Annotated in this window: 17 protein-coding genes; 5 read left to right on the top strand and 12 right to left on the bottom strand. The window is 63.6% G+C overall.

Annotated elements, in window-relative coordinates:
• Positions 1-37: 37 nt before the first annotated feature.
• Genes ACIPVK_RS11295 through ACIPVK_RS11285 form a run of 3 tightly spaced genes read right to left on the bottom strand, consistent with a single transcriptional unit; the run spans position 38 to position 2574 of the window.
• Positions 38-1768 (bottom strand): DUF2326 domain-containing protein, encoded by a 1731-nt coding sequence (locus ACIPVK_RS11295; protein WP_407612076.1) that lies wholly within the window; start codon positions 1766-1768, stop codon positions 38-40.
• Positions 1746-2003 (bottom strand): ABC-three component system middle component 6, encoded by a 258-nt coding sequence (locus ACIPVK_RS11290; RefSeq protein ID WP_407612075.1) that lies wholly within the window; start codon positions 2001-2003, stop codon positions 1746-1748. Before ACIPVK_RS11290 ends, ACIPVK_RS11295 begins: the two co-directional genes overlap by 23 nt.
• Positions 1984-2574, bottom strand: a complete 591-nt coding sequence (locus ACIPVK_RS11285; RefSeq protein ID WP_407612074.1) for an ABC-three component system protein — start codon at positions 2572-2574, stop codon at positions 1984-1986. Before ACIPVK_RS11285 ends, ACIPVK_RS11290 begins: the two co-directional genes overlap by 20 nt.
• Positions 2575-3814: 1240 nt before the next feature.
• Here ACIPVK_RS11285 and ACIPVK_RS11280 point away from each other — a divergent pair.
• The gene (locus ACIPVK_RS11280) at positions 3815-5650 is read left to right on the top strand and encodes a glycoside hydrolase family 15 protein (protein WP_407612073.1); all 1836 of its coding nucleotides are present in this window, start codon (positions 3815-3817) and stop codon (positions 5648-5650) included.
• Positions 5651-5671: 21 nt separating this feature from the next.
• Here the strand turns inward: ACIPVK_RS11280 and ACIPVK_RS11275 are convergent, their stop codons facing one another.
• On the bottom strand, positions 5672-6850 hold the full coding sequence (locus tag ACIPVK_RS11275) for a metallophosphoesterase family protein (protein WP_407612072.1): 1179 nt from the start codon (positions 6848-6850) through the stop codon (positions 5672-5674).
• Between the two features lie 454 nt (positions 6851-7304).
• Between ACIPVK_RS11275 and ACIPVK_RS11270 the strand changes: the two genes are divergently transcribed.
• On the top strand, positions 7305-7679 hold the full coding sequence (locus ACIPVK_RS11270; protein WP_407612071.1) for a VOC family protein: 375 nt from the start codon (positions 7305-7307) through the stop codon (positions 7677-7679).
• Positions 7680-7742: 63 nt separating this feature from the next.
• Here the strand turns inward: ACIPVK_RS11270 and ACIPVK_RS11265 are convergent, their stop codons facing one another.
• The 3 genes from ACIPVK_RS11265 to ACIPVK_RS11255 form a co-directional block, all read right to left on the bottom strand.
• The gene (locus tag ACIPVK_RS11265) at positions 7743-8309 is read right to left on the bottom strand and encodes a hypothetical protein (RefSeq protein WP_407612070.1); all 567 of its coding nucleotides are present in this window, start codon (positions 8307-8309) and stop codon (positions 7743-7745) included.
• Between the two features lie 370 nt (positions 8310-8679).
• Positions 8680-9345, bottom strand: coding sequence for a DUF6318 family protein (locus ACIPVK_RS11260; RefSeq protein WP_407612069.1), 666 nt, complete (start codon positions 9343-9345; stop codon positions 8680-8682).
• A 198-nt stretch (positions 9346-9543) separates the two neighbouring features.
• On the bottom strand, positions 9544-10821 hold the full coding sequence (locus ACIPVK_RS11255) for an MFS transporter (RefSeq protein ID WP_407612068.1): 1278 nt from the start codon (positions 10819-10821) through the stop codon (positions 9544-9546).
• A gap of 143 nt (positions 10822-10964) precedes the next feature.
• Here ACIPVK_RS11255 and ACIPVK_RS11250 point away from each other — a divergent pair, with 143 nt between their 5' ends.
• Positions 10965-11513 (top strand): acyl-CoA thioesterase, encoded by a 549-nt coding sequence (locus ACIPVK_RS11250; protein WP_407612067.1) that lies wholly within the window; start codon positions 10965-10967, stop codon positions 11511-11513.
• 31 nt (positions 11514-11544) lie between these two features.
• Here the strand turns inward: ACIPVK_RS11250 and ACIPVK_RS11245 are convergent, their stop codons facing one another.
• Positions 11545-11925: a hypothetical protein gene (locus ACIPVK_RS11245; protein ID WP_407612066.1), complete on the bottom strand. Its 381-nt coding sequence runs from the start codon at positions 11923-11925 to the stop codon at positions 11545-11547.
• Positions 11926-12073: 148 nt separating this feature from the next.
• Between ACIPVK_RS11245 and ACIPVK_RS11240 the strand changes: the two genes are divergently transcribed.
• Complete coding sequence (locus ACIPVK_RS11240; protein ID WP_407612065.1) at positions 12074-12937, top strand: SDR family oxidoreductase; 864 nt, start codon at positions 12074-12076, stop codon at positions 12935-12937.
• A gap of 44 nt (positions 12938-12981) precedes the next feature.
• Here the strand turns inward: ACIPVK_RS11240 and ACIPVK_RS11235 are convergent, their stop codons facing one another.
• The 4 genes from ACIPVK_RS11235 to ACIPVK_RS11220 form a co-directional block, all read right to left on the bottom strand.
• Positions 12982-14274, bottom strand: coding sequence for a M20 family metallo-hydrolase (locus tag ACIPVK_RS11235; RefSeq protein WP_407612064.1), 1293 nt, complete (start codon positions 14272-14274; stop codon positions 12982-12984).
• A 44-nt stretch (positions 14275-14318) separates the two neighbouring features.
• Positions 14319-15986, bottom strand: coding sequence for an amidohydrolase (locus tag ACIPVK_RS11230; RefSeq protein WP_407612063.1), 1668 nt, complete (start codon positions 15984-15986; stop codon positions 14319-14321).
• Positions 15983-17623 (bottom strand): thiamine pyrophosphate-dependent enzyme, encoded by a 1641-nt coding sequence (locus tag ACIPVK_RS11225; RefSeq protein ID WP_407612062.1) that lies wholly within the window; start codon positions 17621-17623, stop codon positions 15983-15985. Before ACIPVK_RS11225 ends, ACIPVK_RS11230 begins: the two co-directional genes overlap by 4 nt.
• A 100-nt stretch (positions 17624-17723) precedes the next feature.
• Positions 17724-19046, bottom strand: coding sequence for an MFS transporter (locus ACIPVK_RS11220; RefSeq protein WP_407612061.1), 1323 nt, complete (start codon positions 19044-19046; stop codon positions 17724-17726).
• Between the two features lie 162 nt (positions 19047-19208).
• On the opposite strand from ACIPVK_RS11220, the gene ACIPVK_RS11215 reads away from it, so the two are divergent.
• Positions 19209-20393, top strand: coding sequence for a helix-turn-helix domain-containing protein (locus tag ACIPVK_RS11215; protein WP_407612060.1), 1185 nt, complete (start codon positions 19209-19211; stop codon positions 20391-20393).
• Positions 20394-20547 lie beyond the last annotated feature (154 nt).

Raw genomic sequence — 20547 nt, 5'->3', positions numbered from 1 at the left:
GTAGAGGATGAGGACGAGTCTCTGAAGTTCGCTTCCGTTAGAAAGTCACACCGAGAAGACCGCCCGTATCAGTATCCAAAACCGTCCGGACGATTCCATTTACGAACCACTCGGCCTCACGGATTTCAGGATGCACGTCATTGCTGTTGAGTGCACAGATGTATTGAGCACGAACTGATGAAACCGTTTCGGAGGCTAACTCGAGTGCTGAAGCGGTTTGCCGAGGATCCACACCGTCGAAGACACTGGAATCGTGAATAAGAAAGTCCGGGTGGTGGGCGCTATCGACTCCTTCTTCCAGAAGAGCCAGATCGAGGCAGAAGAGCTTCATCTTGTTGACCCCGGTGCTATTTTGTCCCGCGACGCTGATGGCGAACTTATAGCCATCATTGTCAACCGCTGCGGTGAGAACCCCGCCTACTCCATATAGCCGTCTCATCCGTTCATCGAAGCGGCTCGCGATACGATCCAATTTCGTGCGCGATCGATTCAATTGAGTCTGGGCCTCTTGACGGTATTGTGCTCGCTCTGCACGGAGTCGCTCTTGACTCTCGGTCACATCGCGAACCTGTTGAAGCCGTACCTCGATTTCTGATAGGCGGCGCTGGTATGTCAATGCCTGATCTTTAAGTGCAAGTAGTTCATCGATGGCGCCACCAGCATTCAACGCACGAAATAGCTCCGTTCGTCGGCCCGAAAGTTCACTCAGTTGATTGTGCCGCTGTCGTTGGACGTCGTCCAATGCAGATAGGGATTGCTCTATGAAGGTTCTTCGATTCTCTGCTAGTCGAGTATGGAATTCCTTCACATCATTGAGCCGTTGCGCTACGGCTTCACCCAATAGAGTGCCAGCTTGCGCATAAAGAAAGGCAACATCAGCGTCCAAGTTGTCTTCTGTTTCTTGGACTGCTTCTCGCAACGCGTCTCGATACAACGTCATCATCCGAGTATCTTCGAACGCTTCATCGCGCACGCGTGACAGTATTTCTGTCAACTGATCTGCCTGTTGCAGCAAGGCTTGAGGATCATCCAGAACCTCGAAACTGTTGACCCGTTTTTGAAACTCTTGTAGTTGGCGCTGCGCCTCCGAGCGTTCGAGCAGGAGCTCACTTTCCCCAGAAAAGCTGGGCAAGAGCCCTTGATCTGCTGCGGAGCTGATGGCGTTCAGCGCGGCAGATTTCTGGCCGATATTTTGAAGGTTGCGGATGATCTGCCAGTCAAGCCCAAACATAAAAGCGATGTGTTGTCGCGAGCTCCAGGCAGGTTGCAGTGGGAACGCTTTTAATGGATCTGTTCCGGAGTTGATGCGGATGACATAGGAAAGGAGCACCCTGGCGGATAGCCCAAAGGTGCCCGCGGAGTTCTCCTGATCGAGCGAAAATAGTCCGAGACCCAAAAGTTCTTTCCAAGTGTCCACATGAATTTGCCCCTCTTCTACATAGAGTTCAAAAACTGTCTTGAGTTCGGGCGAATATGATATGCCGAGTTTTGTAGTGGAACCAATCTTTCTTGTTACTGTGACCTCCTCATTGAAGAGTTCTAAAGTAAGGCTGAACTCCCAATCATCATCTTTGAGAGGTTTAAGCTGAGTGGGCAAATTGCCGCCAAGCATGTACTGAATGATGTGAAAGAGGGTAGTTTTACCTCTTGCATTACGGCTGTCAGTGGCCAGCGCATCTGGTGCCTGCTCCGCCAGCACCACGTTGAGGCCCTCTTTGAAGATAATGGGGCTAAAAGCTGCATTATTAGCTGTTAGTTTCTTTAGCACCAGAGATTCCTTTCTGGACCACGTGGTCGTCGACGACGATACTGCCGGCTATGTAAAGCCAATCCATGGTCAATACAAAGTTGTCGTAAGTCAGATGGGGGAGTTGTCGTTTGGACTCGACGTAGAGCCGAGCTACGGAGAACTTTTCGTCCTTGAGAACTGCAAGGACAACCGCACCTTGACCAAGCAAAGACTGCCGAAGGGGTACGAACTTGTCAGGAAGAAGCTGGCTCATGCTCAAATATCTCGCATCTCTCGAACAAGAAGGAAACTACTGCCAGTGCCGCTGCTCTTGAACTTGGGGTGTCCACCGGTCCGGAATTCTCGTAAGCGTGGAACAAGATGTTTTCAAATACGTCGTCAGGCCCCAATCCATCCGAAATACCGTGGTAATACGACGCTTTGAACCTCGAAGCGAGGCGGACCCCGAATTGCGGGGCGTTACGTGACTGGAATTCTACGAATTCCGCGACACGCCCGGCTTGGGCAAGACCGTCACCGATCTTTGCTTGCGTAGCAACGCTTAGCCCGTTTAAGGCAACTTTTTCAAATATCGCCAAGGGCACGTCAATCCTTCCACTATCTGAGGGAACGGATCCAATAACCCGACAGACCATTTCAAGATCTGCATAGCCAATCTCGCCCAGAGCATGCCTGACCGCCCTCGATAGGCGCGCCTCATGGCTGGCTTTGGCGTGCCGTAGGTACTCAACTGTATGGTGGTCTAATTGAGAATCGATAACATCATGGTGGGTTCCGCAAAGGAAAATAAGATTATCCGCCGAGGACCGGTCAGCGTCGCTCATCGATGCATCATACCGAGGACCTCCAGGGCTTGCTGCACAGATGTGAGCAAACTTTCCAACGGATTTAGCACTGTCCGCAGGACTAATGCGTTCAACGACGAGGACGGCACCGCAGTCAGGATAAGCACAACGGTTGTGACTCTTCTGAGCCACGATTTTTTCTTGGGTGGCAGACGGTCTCGTCCGGCCAGAGCCTGCAGTCATGTCCGCAGTATATAGCGGATGCCAGTGGTGGTGGTGCGGCGCACTGGCCTGAACTGAACGCTGTGACGCAAGCCATTACCGTGGTTTTCTCCAGAACATAGAAGTACTGGACTTCCCTCGAGCTAGGACAGACGGCATTACCTCGCTCGATATCAGCTTCGGCGCACCAAAGCACCTGAGCGGCTCGATCATCTAATCACTGGCTACCCATGACGAATGCAAAGCAGCTTGCCCCAGGCGGAGTGGCTGTGGTTGGCCTTCATTTTTTTGGAATGGGAGCCATCCGTGACGAGATCTCACTAGTCGTCCTCGGATGCTAAAAAAGGTTTAGCCGATTAATTCCCTGCTCTAGTGCAGGCACGAGATTGCATACTTGCATACAAGAAGGCATATTAGGGGCCTGAATTCAATGGGAATCACCTCTGTGAATGCCTGCAGGGCCAAGACGGAGGAAGCCAAAGCAATCTTGTCGGCCGGCCCTGCACGGTAAGCTGTCGACCATTGAAATAGTTTGGCATTGCACCACCAGTATCTTGTGCTTGACGAAGTGAAGCCCAGGCCTCTGACCGATGAGTATTGGCGGGCCACTGACAACGAACTAACCGGTACCGCAGTCGAATAGGTGAGTACCCCTCGGCTCATGCCGTGCACCGGTCCGAGGTATTGGAGTTGATCCAGCACCTGATGAATGGGATAGAGGCCGCGTTCCTCGGGCGTGTAGCCAAAGCGTGCCCGGTCGGTGTCGGCGATCTGCGTGCCGTTGAAGCACCATTTCCATGCCGAGCAGCGCCGCAACCATCACCCGCAACGCCACCCAGGCATCGCGCCGCAGCAGCAGTCGCCTGGCTGGGGCGCTCCCACTCCTCGGGTTGAAAATCGCCGGGCAGGAAGCGTTTGCACAGGGCCAGGAATTTCATGGTTCGTCCTCGGGGCACGTATCCGGTCATCACGCCATCAATGAACCGATCGCATGCCGCGCTGCGCAAAGGCCCTTACTGCGGAGTGGGAGCCGGAATCCCTTGTCTGGAGGCGGCAAATGAGATTGGGTGGGGCCATGGGCACATTGATCGAAGACTATGCGCTGCTCTCGGACCAGCGCACCGCGGCATTGGTTTCCCTCCGCGGCTCGGTGGACTGGCTGTGTTTTCCCCGTTTCGACTCGGGGTCCGTCTTCGCCGCCTTGGTGGGCAGCAGGGAGAACGGCCGCTGGTTGCTGGCGCCGATTGAGGGCGAGGTGATCAGCCGCAATTACCTGGATTCCTCGTTTGTCCTGCGCACCCTGTGGGGCAGCGAGGGCGGGCAGGTCCTGGTCACTGACTTCATGCCCATGGGCAACGGCGGTTCAGGCATCATGCGGCGCGTGGAAGGCCTCTCGGGGTCCATGAGGTTTGAGCACGAGCTGGTCATCAGGTACGACTACGGCCAGGTGTTGCCGTGGGTGCGGCGCAGCTTCGACCCGGTGAAGGGCACCGAGTCCCTGGTGGCCGTCGCCGGACCCCACGCCGCGGTGCTGCATGCCACCCGGCTTCCCAAGGCCAAGCACCATACGCACCACGACGAGTTCGAGGTCCGGGCCGGGGAAGTCTACGACTTCGAGTTTGCCTGCTACCCGGGCCATGCGGGAATTCCCGAGGCGAACGAGCTGGGCATGGCCATGACACAGACGGCCCGCCACTGGCATGACTGGGCGGCCAGGATTCCGCCGCACGGGGAGCACGAAGCGCTGGTGCGTCGCTCGCTGCTGGTGCTCAAGGCGCTGACGCACCGCGAGACCGGAGGTATCGTCGCCGCCCCGACCACCTCGCTGCCCGAGTTCTTCGGCGGCGAGCGCAACTGGGACTACCGCTATTGCTGGCTGCGCGATGCCGCGCTCACCCTGCAGGTGATGATGACCCACGGCTACGAGCAGGAGGCCCTGCAATGGCGCGACTGGCTGTTGCGGGCCATCGCCGGGGACCACCACACGGTGCAGGTGATGTACGGGGTCGGCGGCGAGCGCCAGCTGCCCGAGCGCATCCTGCAGCACCTGCCCGGATACGGCGGGGCGAAACCCGTGCGCGTCGGGAATGCGGCGGTGTCCCAATACCAGGGGGACGTGGTCGGCGAGGTTATGGTGGCGCTGGACGAGTTGCGCACCATGGGCGCGCACGAGGACCACTTTTCCTGGCCGCTGCAAAAGGCGATGATCGCGGACGTGATCTCCAATCTCGAGCGCAGGGGCCACGGGATATGGGAAATGCGCGGGGACCCCCAGTACTTCACTCATTCGCGGGTCATGATGTGGGCGGCGCTGGAGGCCGGGGTCCGTGCCGTGAAGCACTACGGCCAGACCGGCGATGTGAAGAGGTGGGAGGCCGCGCGCGATGCGCTGCGCGCCGAGATCCTGGAGAAGGGGTACAACGCGGAACTGAACTCGTTCACGCAGACCTACGACGACACCGAGGTCGACGCCTCGTTGCTGGTGCTCGCGCAGGTCGGGTTCGTCGACTACGGGGACCCCCGCATGCTCGGCACGGTGGCGCGGCTGGAAAGCGAGCTATTGGGCCAGCACGGCTTCGTGAGGCGCTACCGGACCGAGGCGGGGACCGACGGGCTGCCGCCGGGGGAGTACACGTTCGTGGTGTGCACCTGCTGGCTCATCGAACAATATGCCCATTCCGGGCGCATCGACGATGCCCGGCGGCTTCTTGCGAAGCTCGCCGGGATCGTCAACGACGTGGGCCTGGTGGCCGAGGAATTCGACCCGGACTCCGGTCACATGGCCGGGAACTTCCCCCAGGCGCTCTCGCACCTGGGGCTCATCCGCGCCGCCGACGCCATCGAGGAGGCTGCAGGCAGGCGTCCGGCCCGGCCGCGCCGCGGCCCGAAGTAGGGCGCGGCCGGTCTTTTTTCGTTACCGCTTGGGCAGGGGCAGCGGCTCGGCGAGCGGCTGGCGCTTGGGATCCATGTCGATCCCGTAGTCCTTGGCGAAGAGGGTGCGGGTGCCGGAGTAGACGCCATCCTGCTTTTCGTCGAGCTCGAAGACCCGTGCGCCGCGCAGGCTGTGTTCCTCGGCGCCGCCCAGGCCGTAGGTGCCGAACCCTGTGCCCGGGCCGTAGCCCAGCTCGATGCCGTAGTAGTCGCCCATGAAGGTGTTGATGTGGTCGTGCCCGCAGTATGCACCGCGCACGTCGCCGCGTTCCTGCATGGCGGCGAACAGGCCCGAGTTGAACGCTCCGACGTAGACGTCCTCGTTCTTCACCCCCACGATTCCGTGCTTCGCCACGGCCTTGGCATGGTCCGCGTCGTTGGAGGTGAACTGGGATCCGTACCACATGTGGTGGTGCTCCCACAGCGGGATGTGGAAGAACATCAACGATTGGACCTTGCCATGACGCACCTCGGTGGCACGGGAGGTCTCGCGGTACCAATCGATCTGCTCCGGACGGATCCAGTCGTAGGACTTCAGGCCCTCAAAGTCCTGCCCCGCGATCTTCTCGGGAGCGTAGCGGCCCGAATCGAGCAGCCAGATGCCGAAGACCGGCTTGCTGCCCTGGGACGAAGCGATGAGCAACTGTGAGTTTGACGAGCCAAAGATCTCGTCTTCCTTCGTGTTGACGTTGTAGTCGTAGCTGCGCACGAACTCGAGCATCTTCGCCTCGGTCATCTTCGTGCCATTCGACAGTGAATCCTCGTCGTGGTTGCCGAAGGTCAGGGCCCACGGGATCTTCCGGGACTCCATTGGCTGGACGACGTTGTTGAGGGCCTGCTTGACCTCCGTCGCGTTGGCGGGAGAGCCATTGATGACGTCCCCGTTGATGACCACGAAGCCCGGCTTCTCGGAGTCCAGCACCGCGTCCATGAGTTCAAGGGTGCGGCGGTCGGTCCGCGGACCGTCCTGGGTGTCGTTGAACTGGACAATCTTGAACTTGCCGTCCTGGCCGAACTTCAGCTTTGCGCTCGCCGGGGTCCCCTGCTTCTTGGGGGTGGAGGCTGCGGCCGGACGGGCACCGGCGGCAAGGAGGCCGGAGACCGCGGCGGCTGTGCCGCCGAGCAGGATGCCGCGGCGGGGGACGGAGGAAAAAGTAGACATGGTGCGCCTTTCAAACGGATTTCGACCAGAGGGGATTATCGAACGCGATGGCTCGAGGTCGTGAACTAGACCTTAGGAAGGATGGATGTCCGGAAGGTTAATCCTTGGTGGCCCCCGGGTGCCCGCAACGGGCAAGGTCGTGGGGACGCGCAGATTGGCTGGACAGGTTCCGTGGCACTTGGCGGGCATTCTCCTTGAACCCCGGTTCCGCGGCGTGCAAGAATTCTTGATGTGCCCCAGATGGGCTGAGCTACCGGGAGGTCAAGGCAACTCACGTTGTCGCCACGTCGCAGCGCTCCGAGGTCCTGTCTCGGTCCTGCCGTGATGACAATCTTGCGTTATGCAAGGGCCCCTCCGTATCCGGCACACAAACACGGTCTTCAATTGCCTGGCAACCGGGCCATGCGTTGCCTACGTCCTTCGGAGCCCCCGAATCGAGAAGTAGGAAAACACCATGAGCATTTCTTTCAACCACACCATCATTGCCGCCAAGGACCGCGAGGCCTCGGCCCAGTTCTATGTCGACATCGCCGAGGCCCGCCGCATTGAAAGCTGGGGACCGTTCACCAACATCCAGCTGGATGACGGGGTCATGCTGCAGTTCGCCGAACCGCCCATTGACTTCCCGCCGCAGCACTACGCGTTCCTGGTCGATGAGGAACACTTCGACCGCGCCTATGCGCGGATCCGGGAACGAGAGATCGAGCATTGGGCGGATCCGCAGCGAACCCGCCCGGGCCAGACAAACACCGAACACGGCGGGCACGGTGTGTACCTCCTGGACCCTGCAGGCCACTACATCGAGTTCATCACCCGACCGTACCTGTGACACAGCCACGGGCACACCTGCAATTTGTCCAACGCGAAGTAAACCGCGGTACCGGACAAGGCACTAGTTGTCGAAGGGGGAGGTGCAGCCTGGGGCGCTGGATTCCTGGTTGCAGTTCTCCGCCACAAGGATTTTCTTGGTACGCCACACGCTCATCGTGACTTGTTCACTTGGCACGTTGGCGAAACCGGGGATCGGTGTCCATGGCCCGCCCTCGGTAGAGAATTCGCCGCGGAACCGAGTGGACAACCCAACGCCGAAGTCGCCTGTTTCCTTATAGACGTGGCTGGTCGTTGTCGGCACGTCAAAGCCGCGATTGCTCGCGTGCGTCCCCGGGAAGCTTAGGCTCCGCGAAGTCCCATCTCCGTAGGTCCAATCGTAGGAAACCGGTATGGCTCGGATCCGGACGTTCTGGTCGAAAATGGTTACGTTGAAGTTCTGGGTTTTCGACTTTGCATACATGTGGGCATGCCCGTTGCGCAGCGAGAAGCTTTCCGGCTGGCTGATGATCACAGACGCCAGGATCTTCAGCCGCCGAAAATCTTGCAGTGTAACCTTCGCAATGTCGCCCTCCGCGCCTGGAATGGACGTAGGTGGTTCAAATCGGCAGAATTGCGTAGTCGAAATCACTTGTCCTTTCCTTGGGCCGTTAGTTGCGCGTATTGTTCGAATAGTTCGATAACCGCCTTCGGGACAAGTCGGGTCGGAGACTGCATCGCACGAGAGCACGAGAGTCAGGTCGGGACGACATTCGCTGAAATATTTAACCTCGTATCGAAGTTTTGGGCCATTTGAGATTGTCTTGGATTTTCGGGGGTTGTTAACGAAACTCGAAGAGTCCTCGAGGCTTTCCTCGGGACAAGCTACCTGAATTTCGATGATGCTATTCCCCATGCGCTCTACACTTGTGCAGAGTTTCTCTTTGGCAGCCGAGGCTGGTTCCGCGACTGGGACAGAAAGCAGCCCAAATGCCAAGAGAATGATGAACGCACGCGAACGGCTAAGATTTTTCATCCAAGTACTCCACGCTATCGACCATCCAACCTCGTTCATAATGAAGCTGCATCATCACCGGCGCGGGCTTAGGCATAGCTGGGAAGACGCCTTGCAAGGTTCCATCGCTCATATAGAGAGTCATCTCTTCTTGAGCTGTGGTGTAGAGAGCGATGCCGTGGTCCGCTTGCAAAATAGTCTTGGTTACCACTACATCGAATACGTCGAAGGTGGCTCCTGCAATCCACGAACCAGCCTTCTTGTTGTTGTCGAATGGGTCAATAAATACTTCGCCGCACTCAACGCATGAACGGGTTGTGATTTTTTTGATCGGCTTCGTGTCATTCGTTTGTATCGTGTATTCAACGAGGTCGTAGTAATACGTTGCAAACGCCTTGATCCCCTGTTCCGATTTCTGCTTCGCGGCCTCGGGCATTTTGGGAACCTGCCAGTTCTTCCCCGGTCCTTTGGAGCTGGCAGGAATCGGTTTGGGAGTCGGCTTGGCGGTTGGGCTCGGCGAGGTCGTCGGTGGCGAGCTTGCTGTGGTGGGCGTTGATGTCGGAGCTGAATTCGTGGGCTCGGCCGGGTCGGCATTTCCGCTGCATCCTGCTGCTGCGAGCAGCAGCGCACCCGAGCAGAAAACAACAATGACTTGCTTGATTTTCGTAAACATGCCAAGGGCCTACGATTCGGTCGGAGTCAATTAGCAGACAGCCTAGCCCCGTTCCCAAGTCTTTGGGAGCGTTTTCCACAGGCATCCCGAATCATGCGGCCCTCACGGCCTGCAGGTCACATGATGCAAGGGTCGACCAACTTGGCCCTTGCATCATGTCGCCTGCCGGCACTGACAGTGCCGGCAAGCAATTGCGGATCAGGCGTCCGTCGGCTGCGGCGCTGCCTCACGATCCAGGGGATGCTCGATTTCATCCCGGTACATTCGTCCGGCGAACCATGCCACGACACCGATCACCGGCGAAGCCACGCCTGCCACCACGAAGATCATCCACAAGGGAACGACTTCGGCAAGCGGTCCGGCCAGGGCCATGGACACCGGCATGAGCGCCAGCGAGACGAAGAAGTCCAGCGAAGAAATCCTGCCGAGCATGTGGTGCGGAACGCGGCGCTGCAACAGAGTGCCCCAGATGACCTGTCCGAGTCCGCCGGTGATGCCCGGGATGACCATGATGATGGCCAGCGCAAGCGGCGTACTGGTCAAGCCGATCAACGCCAGCGGCAGGGTCCCGAATCCCCAGAACATGATCATGAAGGTGAGATAGCGCCGCGGCAGCGGGAAGGACGAGGTCACCATCGATCCAATTGCACTGCCGATGCCGTAGGCGGCGAGCATGAACCCAAAGGTCTTGGCATCGCCTCCCAGCTGGTCCTCCACGACGAAGGGCAGCAGCACCTCAACGGGGCCAATGAAGCTCAGCACCGAGATGACGGCGAAAAGGAGCGTCCAGAGCAGCCACGGGGTGCCAACCGTGTAGCCGACGGCCTCGCGCAAATCGGCGAAGACGCTCGGGCGCTTCTGGTTGGCTTCCAGGTGCGCGTCGTAGGCCTTGTGGTGCCCCAGCATGTTCAGGACCAGGAATGCGACAAGGTGGCAGACCGCAATCCCGATCACTGCCATCGACGGATTGAACGAGGCGACCAGCACGCCGGCAATGGCCGGACCCGCGGCCTGCTGCAGCACCGGGCGGAACATTCCCTCCATGCCGTTTGCCGCGAGCAGGTCCTCGGCCGGCAGGATGCGGGGCAGCAGCGCCGAGTAGGCAGGGAAGAAGAACGCGGCACCGGCACCCTGGATGAAGCCGGCCACTGCAAGGTGCCAAAGTTCCATGGCTCCGGTGAGGGCCAGCGTCGCCACGGCGGTCATCACCAGGAGGGAGACGGCCTCGACGACGATGATGATCTTTCGGCAGCTGACCCGGTCCGCGGTGATGCCGCCCACGAGCACAAAGCCGAGCAGGCCAAGCGACGTTGCGGTGGCCACCACCGAAAGCTGGGCAGGGCCGCCTCCCAGGTGCTTGACCTGGTAGACCATGGCCACCGCCCACATGCCGTGGGCAAACACGCTGATGGCCATCGCGATAAGGAGGATGCGATAGTCGCGGTGGGCGAAGGGTCGTAGTGCGCGCGGGGCCATGGGTGGGGTCCTGGAGGTGGATGCGAAGGATGGAAACACGGTGGTGTCCGTATTCAATTTTGAAGCAACCCATTGATGAATGTCAATCACTGATTGGTGTGAGCCGGGTGACAGTCAAGTTACTCTTGAGTAGCATGGGTTTCATGCATGTACTCTTTCGCCTCCTGGTCCTGCTTGCCACGGCCCGCAAACGCCCCAAGCTTTCCATGTTCGATACCTCATCCGTGCCGATGCGCGCCCTGCTCACCGACATCGACATTGCCGGGCACATCAACAACGGAATGTACTTTTCCCTCTTCGATTTGGGCCGCTTCGACCTGATGGTCCGGGCCGGGGTGTGGGACATCATGAAGAAGAACAAGTGGAGTCCCGTGGTCCAGTCCGAGACCATCACCTTCCGCAAGTCAGTGGTCTTCAACCAGAAGTTCACGCAGGAAACCCGCATCCTGGGCATGGACGACAAGTGCATCTACTTCGAGCAGCGCATGGTCGCCAACGGGGAAATCTACGTGCATGCGGTCATGGCCACCCGGCTGCTTTCGAAGAAGGGGCCGGTGGGCAACGAAGAGATCCTTGCCAAGGCCGGCCTGAAGGTGCCCGATGGCCTGGAGCTGCCCGAATGGGTGGCACGCTGGCGCGAAGACACCGCCTTGCCCGGTGCGCGCAGGCCTGCCCCGCACCTGTGGGTCTAGGGCACGGGCGGGCGGCAACAGCCCTTTGCCCTTAGCGCTTCGCGGTGTGGGTCACCAGCGCCTCGGCCGCGTTCACCACCTGCTGCGCGTGCATTTTCGCAATGAAGTCCAGCGGCCGGTCATCGTCGAGCAGGGGATTGGCGGCCTGCAGCCACGCCGCCGTGGTTCCGGGATCCTCCATGCTCTGCAGCGTCAGCCACACCCGGTAGCCCAGACGCAGCCTTTGCTCCGTCACGGCATCCAGTTCGGCGCTGTCCGGGTGGGCCCACCGGTGCGGGGCCGTGCGGTCGGTGGTCCCGGCAAGGACCTGGACCTGGGGTGCGCCGATGGCGTCGACGAGGGTGCGGACAAGATCGTGGATGTCTGCCCGTGTTGCTTCCACATACACGGCGCTGTGGTTCAACGTTTTCATGCTTCCAGCATCGCCCCGACGCGCCCGGAAATCCATGCCCTGAAGCACATCGAATGCCCGGTCCGGGCCCGGTGGGCCGGGGATGCCGCGGCACGTGGCCGGGACCGGATCCTATGCCCGGAACCGGGATCAGTGGTGGAATGTAACCATGAACCTCATTCCGCCGCCGCTGGCCGTGACCGGGTCCACCGGGGAGCTCGGCGGCAAGGTCGCCGCGCTGCTCAGCGCCGCGGGCGTGAAGCAGCGCCTGCTGGCCAGGACCCCGCGCAAGGCGCCCCCGCTTGACGGGGCCACGGTGTTGCAGGCCGCCTACGAAAACACCTCGGCCACACGCACCGCCCTCACCGGGGCCGAGACCGTGTTCATGGTCTCCGCGTCCGAAAGCCGGGAGCGGCTGGAACAACATTGCGACTTCGTCGATGCGGCGGTCGAGGCAGGGGTGCGGCACCTCGTCTATGTCTCGTTCGTCGGCGCAGCCCAGGATGCGGTGTTCACCCTGGCCCGCGACCACTACGCCACCGAGGAATACATCCGCGCCTCCGGGCTGCAACACACGTTTTTGCGCGACAACTTCTACGCCGATTTCCTGCCGGAGATGGCGGGGGCGGACGGGGTCATCCGCGGGCCGGCCGGTCAGGGCAGGGCGGCCGTGGTGGCCCGCCACGACGTGGCCCGGACCGCCGCGGCCATCCTGCGCGAACCGGAGCGGCATGTGGGCGCGACCTACGAACTGACCGGCCCGGAGGCGCTGTCCCTGGCCGAAGTGGCGCGGGTGCTCAGCGACGTCGGCCCGCGCGAGGTCTCCTACGTCAACGAGAGCGTCCAGGAGGCCTACGCCTCGCGGGCCTCCTACGGGGCACCGCAGTGGCAGCTCGACGCGTGGGTCTCCACCTACCTGGCGATCGCCGCCGGCGACCTGGAGAACGTCAGCGGCGACATCGAGCGGATCACCGGGCAGCCTCCGATGTCCCTGGCGCAGCTGCTGCTATCCGCGCGGGCAGGGACCGCCTAGGCCAAGCCAGCGTGCCCCCGGCAATCGGCCGGCGGCACGCACGCTCAGGACACGCGCGAGGCTTCCCCGGCGGCTTCCCGCACGCTCCCGGCGGGGGAAACGAATTCGCCGCGCACCACGCGGGCCAGCACCTCGGCGAGCAGGTCCACGCCTTTGAGCATGTCCGCATCGTGGGTGAGCTCGCGTTCGTTGTGGCTGACGCCCTCGACGCTGGGCACGAAGAGCATGATGGTGGGGACAATGTCCTTCATGTTCGTCGAATCGTGTCCCGCCAGGGTGCGCACCACCCCGTGGCTCAGGCCCAGCGAGTCCGCGGCCCGCGCCGCCAGCTCAAGGCCGGCCTTGTCGTAGGCCTTGGCGCCCCACACGTGCTCCTTGCCGCGCTCGATGCGCACATTGGCCATCTTCTCGATCCGTGCCACGCGCCGGTGCAGGTCCGCATCGGCGGCGGCCAGCACGTCCGGGTCGGTGGAGCGCACGTCCACCAGCAGGTTCACGCGGCTGGCCACCACCACCGGGGAGTTCGGGAAGACGGTGAACTCCCCGCAGGAGGTGATCACCATGTGCTCGTCCGTGGAGTGTTCCAGGGCGATCTCGCGGGCGGCAACCACCAGTGCGGAGGCGCCCAGCAGCGCGTCCTGGCGGTCGGCGATGACCGTGGCGCCGGTGTGCGCCTGGTCGCCGTGCACCGTGAACTCGTACTTGTTCGCGCCCCATGTTGATTCGACCAGGCCGATGGCCAGGCCCCGGTCCTCCAGGGAGCGGCCCTGCTCGATGTGGATCTCCACATAGGCGGCCACCGGCAGCTCGAAGTCGCCGATGGTCCCGATGGCCTCGAGCGCTTCGCGCACCGTGACGCCGTGGGGGTCGGTGGTTTCCAGCACCTGCGCGGCCGCGAGCTTGCCGGTGTAGACGGAGCTGCCCATCATGGAGGGCTTGAACCTGCAGCCCTCCTCGTTGAACCAGTTGATGACTACGATGTTGAACAGTGCGGTGCCGGCGTCCCCGGCGAGGGATTCCTGCACTCGCCTGGCGGCATGCGCCCCGGCCAGCACCCCGTAGGCGCCGTCGAAGCGGCCGCCCAGCGGCTGGGAGTCCAGGTGCGAGCCCACAGCGATCCACGGGGCGCCGGGGGCCAGCTCCAGCATCGCGTACTGGTTGCCGACCGCGTCGTAGCGCACGGAAAAGCCGTGGCCCTCCACCAGGCCGCGGAACCAGTTGCGGGTCTGCCCGTCGGCCACGGTGGCGGCCTGGCGGTCCACGCCGCCGCCGGCGGTCGCGCCGTGGCTGCTCATCGAGGTGAAGTCGGCAAGGAATGCGCTGTCGAAAGAATTCATGGGGGTCTCCTGCAAGGTGGTGTGGCGGCCGGGGTGGGTGGGTGTCAGGCGTTGGCGGGGACGGCGACGTCGGTGCGCACGTGGCTGGATTGACCGCCGACGAAGGTTCCCAGGACCTTCAGCGCGGCGATGTCCTTGGCGAGCAGCGGGGATTCGGAAAGCACCGTGAAGTCCGCGAGCTTGCCGCGGGCCAGGGACCCGCGGTCGGCGAACAGGCCGGTGGCCTGGGCGGCGTTGACGGTGTAGAGCCGCAGGGCCTCCAGCGGGGAGAGGCATTCGGCGGCCCCGCCGAGCACCTTCCCGTTTTCGGTCTTCCGGTCCACGGCCGAGGCCATGGCTCGGCGCACGTTGTTGTCCGCCACGGGCAAGTCCGAGCTGCCGGCGGCCAGGACCCCGGCTTCCAGCAGCGATTGGCCGCGGTAGAGCCAGCCCTCGCGCTCGGGCCCGACGAGCTTGGCGAACTGGTCGCCCAGCGGGCCGATGAAGGAGGCCTGCGGGGTCACCGCGATCCCGTGTTTGGCAACGGCCGCGACCTGGTCGGGACGGGCGATGCCGAAGTGCTCGATGCGGTTGGGCAGGGCGTTGGGCCCGTGCTTGTCCTGGAGCCCGGAGATGATCTCGATGGCCAGGTCGATGGCCGCGTCCCCGATGGCGTGCAGGGCCACGGGCCAGCCGGAGCGGTAGGCGGCAGCGATGCGGTCCCGGTAGGCCTGCGCGTCGTCGAGCAGGTAGCCGGTGTTGTGCCGGTGCCCGCAATAGTCCTCGGTCACCGCGGCGGTGGCGCCCAGGAGCGATCCGTCCATGAAGACCTTGACCGGTCCCAGCGAGAGGTGCTCGTTGCCGAACCCGGCGGTGATGCCCAGGTCCAGTCCCGACCCGGTGCCGGTGCCGTGGGCGTCGGCGGCGTGGGATTCCTGCGCGCGCAGGGCGTCGAGCGTCGGCATGAGCTGGGCGCGGGCGTGCAGCTTCCCGGCGGCCAGGGCCCGCTGGTAGGCGGTGACCTCCACGGGGGAGTGGCCAATCCAGCCGCCGCCGATGCCGGCCTCGGTGAAGGAGGTGATGCCCTCGGCCGCGTAGCGGGCCGTCGCGGCATCCAGGGCGCCGACGATCTGGTCCGTGGAGTAGGGCAGCAGCATCTGCTGGATGATTCCCTGGGCGGCTTCCTCGACCAGCCCGGTGGGAGCCCCGTGGGCATCGCGCACCACGGCGCCGCCCACGGGGTTTTCGAAGCCAGGCTCCAGCGCCCCGGCCAAACGCAGCGTGGCGGTGTTGGTGATCGAGGCGTGCCCGGAGATGTGGCGCAGGTAGAGCGGTCGGTCCCCGGTGATCGCGTCGAGCCGCTCGATGTCGGGGAACTGGCCGTCGTGGTTCTTGTGGTTGAAGCCGGTGCCGTTGAGCCACACGCCGGGGGAGGCGGCCAGCCGCTGCATCTCGGAGTCGAGCAGGGCGTAGAGTTCCTCCAGCCCGCGTGCCTCGGAGAGGTCCAGGGCGGCCAGGCCCAGGCCCCACCAGGTGGTGTGGCAGTGGGCGTCGATGAACCCGGGGGTGATGGTTGCCTCGCCGAAGTCTTCCGTGCGGTCGGCGGTGCAGCCGGCGAGTTCCTCGTCGAATCCCACGATGCGCCCGCCGATGATCCCCATTTCGCGTGCCGTGGGGCGCTCCTCGTCCATGGTCAGGATGGTGCCGGCGCGCACCAGCGCATCGAGCCTCATGCGTTGGCCTCCGCGCGGTGCGCCACGGTGCCCGGGCCCATGGTGGTCGGGTCGGTCAACAGGTGCAGCACCGCGGGCAGGCCGCTGGCCAGGGCCCGCTCCAGCGCCGGTGCGAAGTCGGCGGTGGTTTCGACGAATTCGCCGTGCCCGCCGAAGGATTCGATCCACTGCGCGAAGTTCGGGTTCTCCATCGAGGTGCCCGAGGGACGCTGCGGATAGTGCCGGCGTTGGTGGTCGACGATGGTGCCGAAGATGCCGTTGTCCGCGACGATGATGAGCGGGGTCCCGCCGTGGGCGAAGGACACGGCCAGTTCCTGGGCGTTCATGAAGAAGTCCCCGTCCCCGCAGATGGCCACGACGTGGCGCCCCGGGTGCATGATGCTTGCCGCCACGGCGGCCGGGACCGAGAGTCCCATGGCGCCGTTGCGCGGGCCCACCAGGGACTTGGGCCCGTGGTGGGAGAGGTAGCGGTGGCCCCAGAGGGTGGCGTTTCCGGCTCCGTAGGTGATGATCCGGTCGGCATCCAGGGCGGCTTCCAGCGCCTCGAAGGCCAGTCCCAGGTCCACGCCGGTGCCGCCGTCGGCGCCGGGCATCGTGAAGGCCAGCTGTTCGGTGCGCAGCCGCGCCATCCATTCCGGGCCGCGGGTGCCGCGCAGCGATTCGCCGGCCGGCAGGGCGGCGACGAGCTCCGCTGGTCGCACTCCCAGGTGGGCGTCGATGCGCCCGGCATGGCCCACCAGCTCGGCATCGTTGGAGACCAGGATGGTGGGGGTGTTCAGGGCGGCCTTGTAGCCCTCGGAGAGCACGTCGGAGCGGGTACAGCCGACGAACACCAGCAGGTCCGCATCGTTCAGGGCGGCAACGGTGCGCTCGGCCCGGCCGTAGCCCAGCCAGCCGGCGTAGGCGGGGGAGTCGTGGTCGATCGCGTCATAGGCGCGCCAGTCGGCGAGCACCGGGACGTGGGCGGCCGCGGCGAAGTCGGCAAGCTCTTGCGCGGTGGCGGCGTCCCAGCCGTCGCCGCCGACGATGATGGCCGGGCGCCGTGCGGCTCCGAGCATGGTTGAAAGCTTCTCGAGGCCGGCGGCACTCGGGGCCGCATCGGGCAGCGGGAGCAGGTCCGGGACCGGGGAGTCGGTCAGCCGGATGAGCACGTCCTCGGGCAGTCCCACCACCACGGGACCCGGGCGGCCGGTGGATGCCAGGCGCAGCGCCCGGGCCACCACGTCCCCGGCCTGGTGCTCGTCATCGAGCACGTACACACCCTTGGCGGTGGTGGAGAACCAGCCCTCGAGGCTGAATTCCTGGAAGGAGTCGCGGCCGCGGTCGGCCAGCGGGATCAAGCCCACGAAGAGCACCATGGCCGTGGCGTCCTGCCAGGCGGTGTGGATCGCGATCATGGCGTTGGCGGCTCCGGGGCCGCGGGTGACCATCGCGATGCCCGGCACCGTCGAGAGCCTGCCCTCGGCCAGCGCCATGAACCCGGCACCGCCCTCGTGGCGGGTGACCACCGTGTGGATCTTCGAATCGTGCAGGCCGTCGAGGACATCGAGGTAGCTTTCGCCCGGCACCGCGTAGATGCGCTGAACGCCGTGGGCTTCGAGGGTCTGGACGATGAGGTGTCCGGCTGACATGGTCATGGGCTGTGGTGGTCCTTTGTGGTGGTGCGTCAGAAGTGTGAAGGGTGCGGCGGGCACCGCGGGAGTCGGGGGACTGGTGCGGTGCCCGCCGGGAAGGGCGTTAGTGCTTGAAGCCGGGCAGGTCGACGCTGAGCTTCGGGGCGATGACGCCGGCCACCGCGGTGAACAGCGAGAGGAAGATGAGCATGGCGGCGGCGGGCCACCAGTGGTTGGACGCGGCGGCGACCAGGGCGGTGGCGGCCAGCGGGATGAACCCGGAGATCATGCCGGCGGTGTTCTGCGCGAAGCCCACGCCGGTGTAGCGGGTCTTGGCCGGGAACAGGCCGGTGAGCACCGTGCCGGAGGCCGCGTAGGGCAGCGAGAGCGCCGCGACGGCGAGGGTCATGCCCAGGATCACCAGCACGTCGACGCCGGATTCTATGAGCAGGAAGGCCGGCCAGGCGATGATGGCGGAGAAGATGCCGCCGTAGGTGATGACCTTGGAGGAACCGAAGCGCTCGCCGAGGCGGCCGCCGAGGATCAGCACGGGGATTTCCACGACGGCGGCAATGATGCCGCCGGCCAGCATCAGCGAACGTTCGTACTCCAGCACATTGACGCCGTACCAGACCACGAATGCCGTGACCAGGTAGAAGCCGCCGATGCCGAGCATGCCGGCGGCCATGCCGATGATGATCTGCTTCCAGGATTCCTTCAGCGTGGTGCGGATCGGGGCTTTTTCCGTCTCGCCCTTTTCCATGAGTTCCTTGAAGACGGGGGACTCGTCGAGGCGGCTGCGGATGTACAGGGCGACGAGCAGCATCGGGATGGCCGCCAGGAACGGGATGCGCCAGCCCCAGTCGTCGAAGCTCTCCTTGGAGAAGAACACCGTCATCAGGAAGAAGCCGCCGGAGGAGAGGATGGTGCCGATCGGTGAGCCGATCTGCGGCAGCGCCGCGTAGCGGGCGCGGCGGTGCAGCGGGGCGTTTTCCACCACGATGGTCATGGCGCCGGACCACTCGCCGCCGACGAACAGGCCCTGGGCGATGCGCAGCAGCACCAGCAGGATCGGGGCGGCGATCCCGATGGCGGCGTAGGTGGGCAGCAGGCCGATCAGGCCGGTGATGACGCCGATGCCGACGATGGTGACCATCAGCGTCTTGCGGCGCCCTATCTTGTCGCCCATCACGCCGAAGATCATGCCGCCGACGGGGCGGGCCACGAGTCCCACGCCGAAGGTTGCGAAAGCGGCCATGGCGGCCGCGGTGGCGTTCTGGCTGGCGAAGAACTGGACGTTGAAGACCAAGGCCGCGGCGGCGCTGAAGAGGAAGAAGTCGTACCACTCCATGGCGGTGCCAATGAGGGCGCCGATGGCAACCTTGGTGGCCTCCTTGTCGGAGATTTGCCGTGTTGCACCCGCTTCGAGTGTTCCAGTGTGAGTCATGGGATTTTCTGCCTGAATCTCAAGGGGAGGGCCTTTGCGTCGCTGCATGCCATCCGGATGGTGGGGACGAGAACCATCTTGCCAAGGATGCGCGGTGACATGGCGCACGTTTCACAACGAGTTACGTGCCACAAACGGTGCAAATGCACATAATATGAGGGAATGTTAACGTCAGATTTCCCGAGGATCACGCAAAACGACCAATCCGACGATGCGCGACGCTGGGTCGCGTTGCTGGAGAGACTGGACGTCGGGGCATTGACCGACGAATTCATCGAGCGCCTCGGCGCCGTTCCCAGCTACGCCGTTTCCCCGCTGCCGGCCAGCGAAATCAGGCGCACCGGCAGTGCTTCCTTTGAGGCCCTGATCCTGGCGATGAAGGCCGAGGACGACGAACCGGACTACCTGCGCGAACGCGACGCCATCGCCCTTGACGTGGGCGTTTCCCGCGCCCGGGCGGGCGTTCCGATCGAAGCGCTGATGACGGCGATCCGCCTGGACTTCTCGGTGATCTGGGAGGCCATCACCGGCATTGCCGAGCCCGGGGACGCCCAGTTGCTGGTCGGGCACACCGCCCGGGTCTGGGAGGTCGTGGACGGCTACGCCGGGGAAACCCAGCGGGCCTATGTCGCCGAGCTTGCCAGGATCCAGGCGGAGGCGGCCAGCATGCGGCAGGGTTACCTGGCGACACTTTTCAGCGAGAAAAGCCTGACCCCCGCAGCCCTGGAACGGATAGCCGAGGAGCTCGGCCAGGATCTGGAGACCGAATACGTGGTGGCGGTGGCGATGTGGGACCACATCCCCGCCTTGCGCCTGGCGCTGGCCAATGCGCAGGCCGACAGCCAAGTGTTCACGTATTCCATGGCAGATGCGCTGGTGGTGTTCTTCCCGCTGGGGCTCCGCGCAGGTTCCGGGGCGCAACGGCTCTATGCGAGCCTTGAGCGCCTGAGCTGTGGATTGATCGGGGAGGGCTGCACCCTGGAGCGCGTGCCGCATGCCGCGGCGGTGGCTGCCTCCTTGGCGAAGCTGCTCGAGCCGGCGGAACCCGGTGCCATGACCTGGGCCCGGGGCTGGGCGCGAATGGCCAGGCGCGAGCTCGATCGGGAGGGGGCGCCGGGGCTTGGCGAGGTCGAACGCGCCTTGGAAAAGTGCGGGGCGACCGAACGCCGCCGCCTGCGCGAGGCGGTGGATGCCTACCTGCAGAGCGGCAGAATTGCGCAGGCCGCGGAGCAGTTGTATTGCCACCGCAACACGCTGATGAACCGGCTGAAGCGCTTTGCCCAACTCACCGGCGTGGACCCGACGATTCCGGTCCAGGCGGCGCGGCTGGTGGTGGGTTGGTCGTAGATGGCAGGCATGCCGGCAGTCCACGGCCCAGGGGACGATAGTGCACAGTCTCGGCGAAACCGCGCGATCCTGCCCGGAGGATTGGCGCGACCTGCGAGCGAGCGGTCCCGAGGCACTTTCCTGGGGAACCTTGCTGGCTTGCCGACCGCTACGG

Source organism: Paeniglutamicibacter sp. MACA_103, from assembly GCF_045798555.1.
Lineage (GTDB): Bacteria > Actinomycetota > Actinomycetes > Actinomycetales > Micrococcaceae > Paeniglutamicibacter.
Note: the sequence above shows the minus strand (reverse complement) of the source record. Positions and strands in the feature narration are given on the sequence as shown.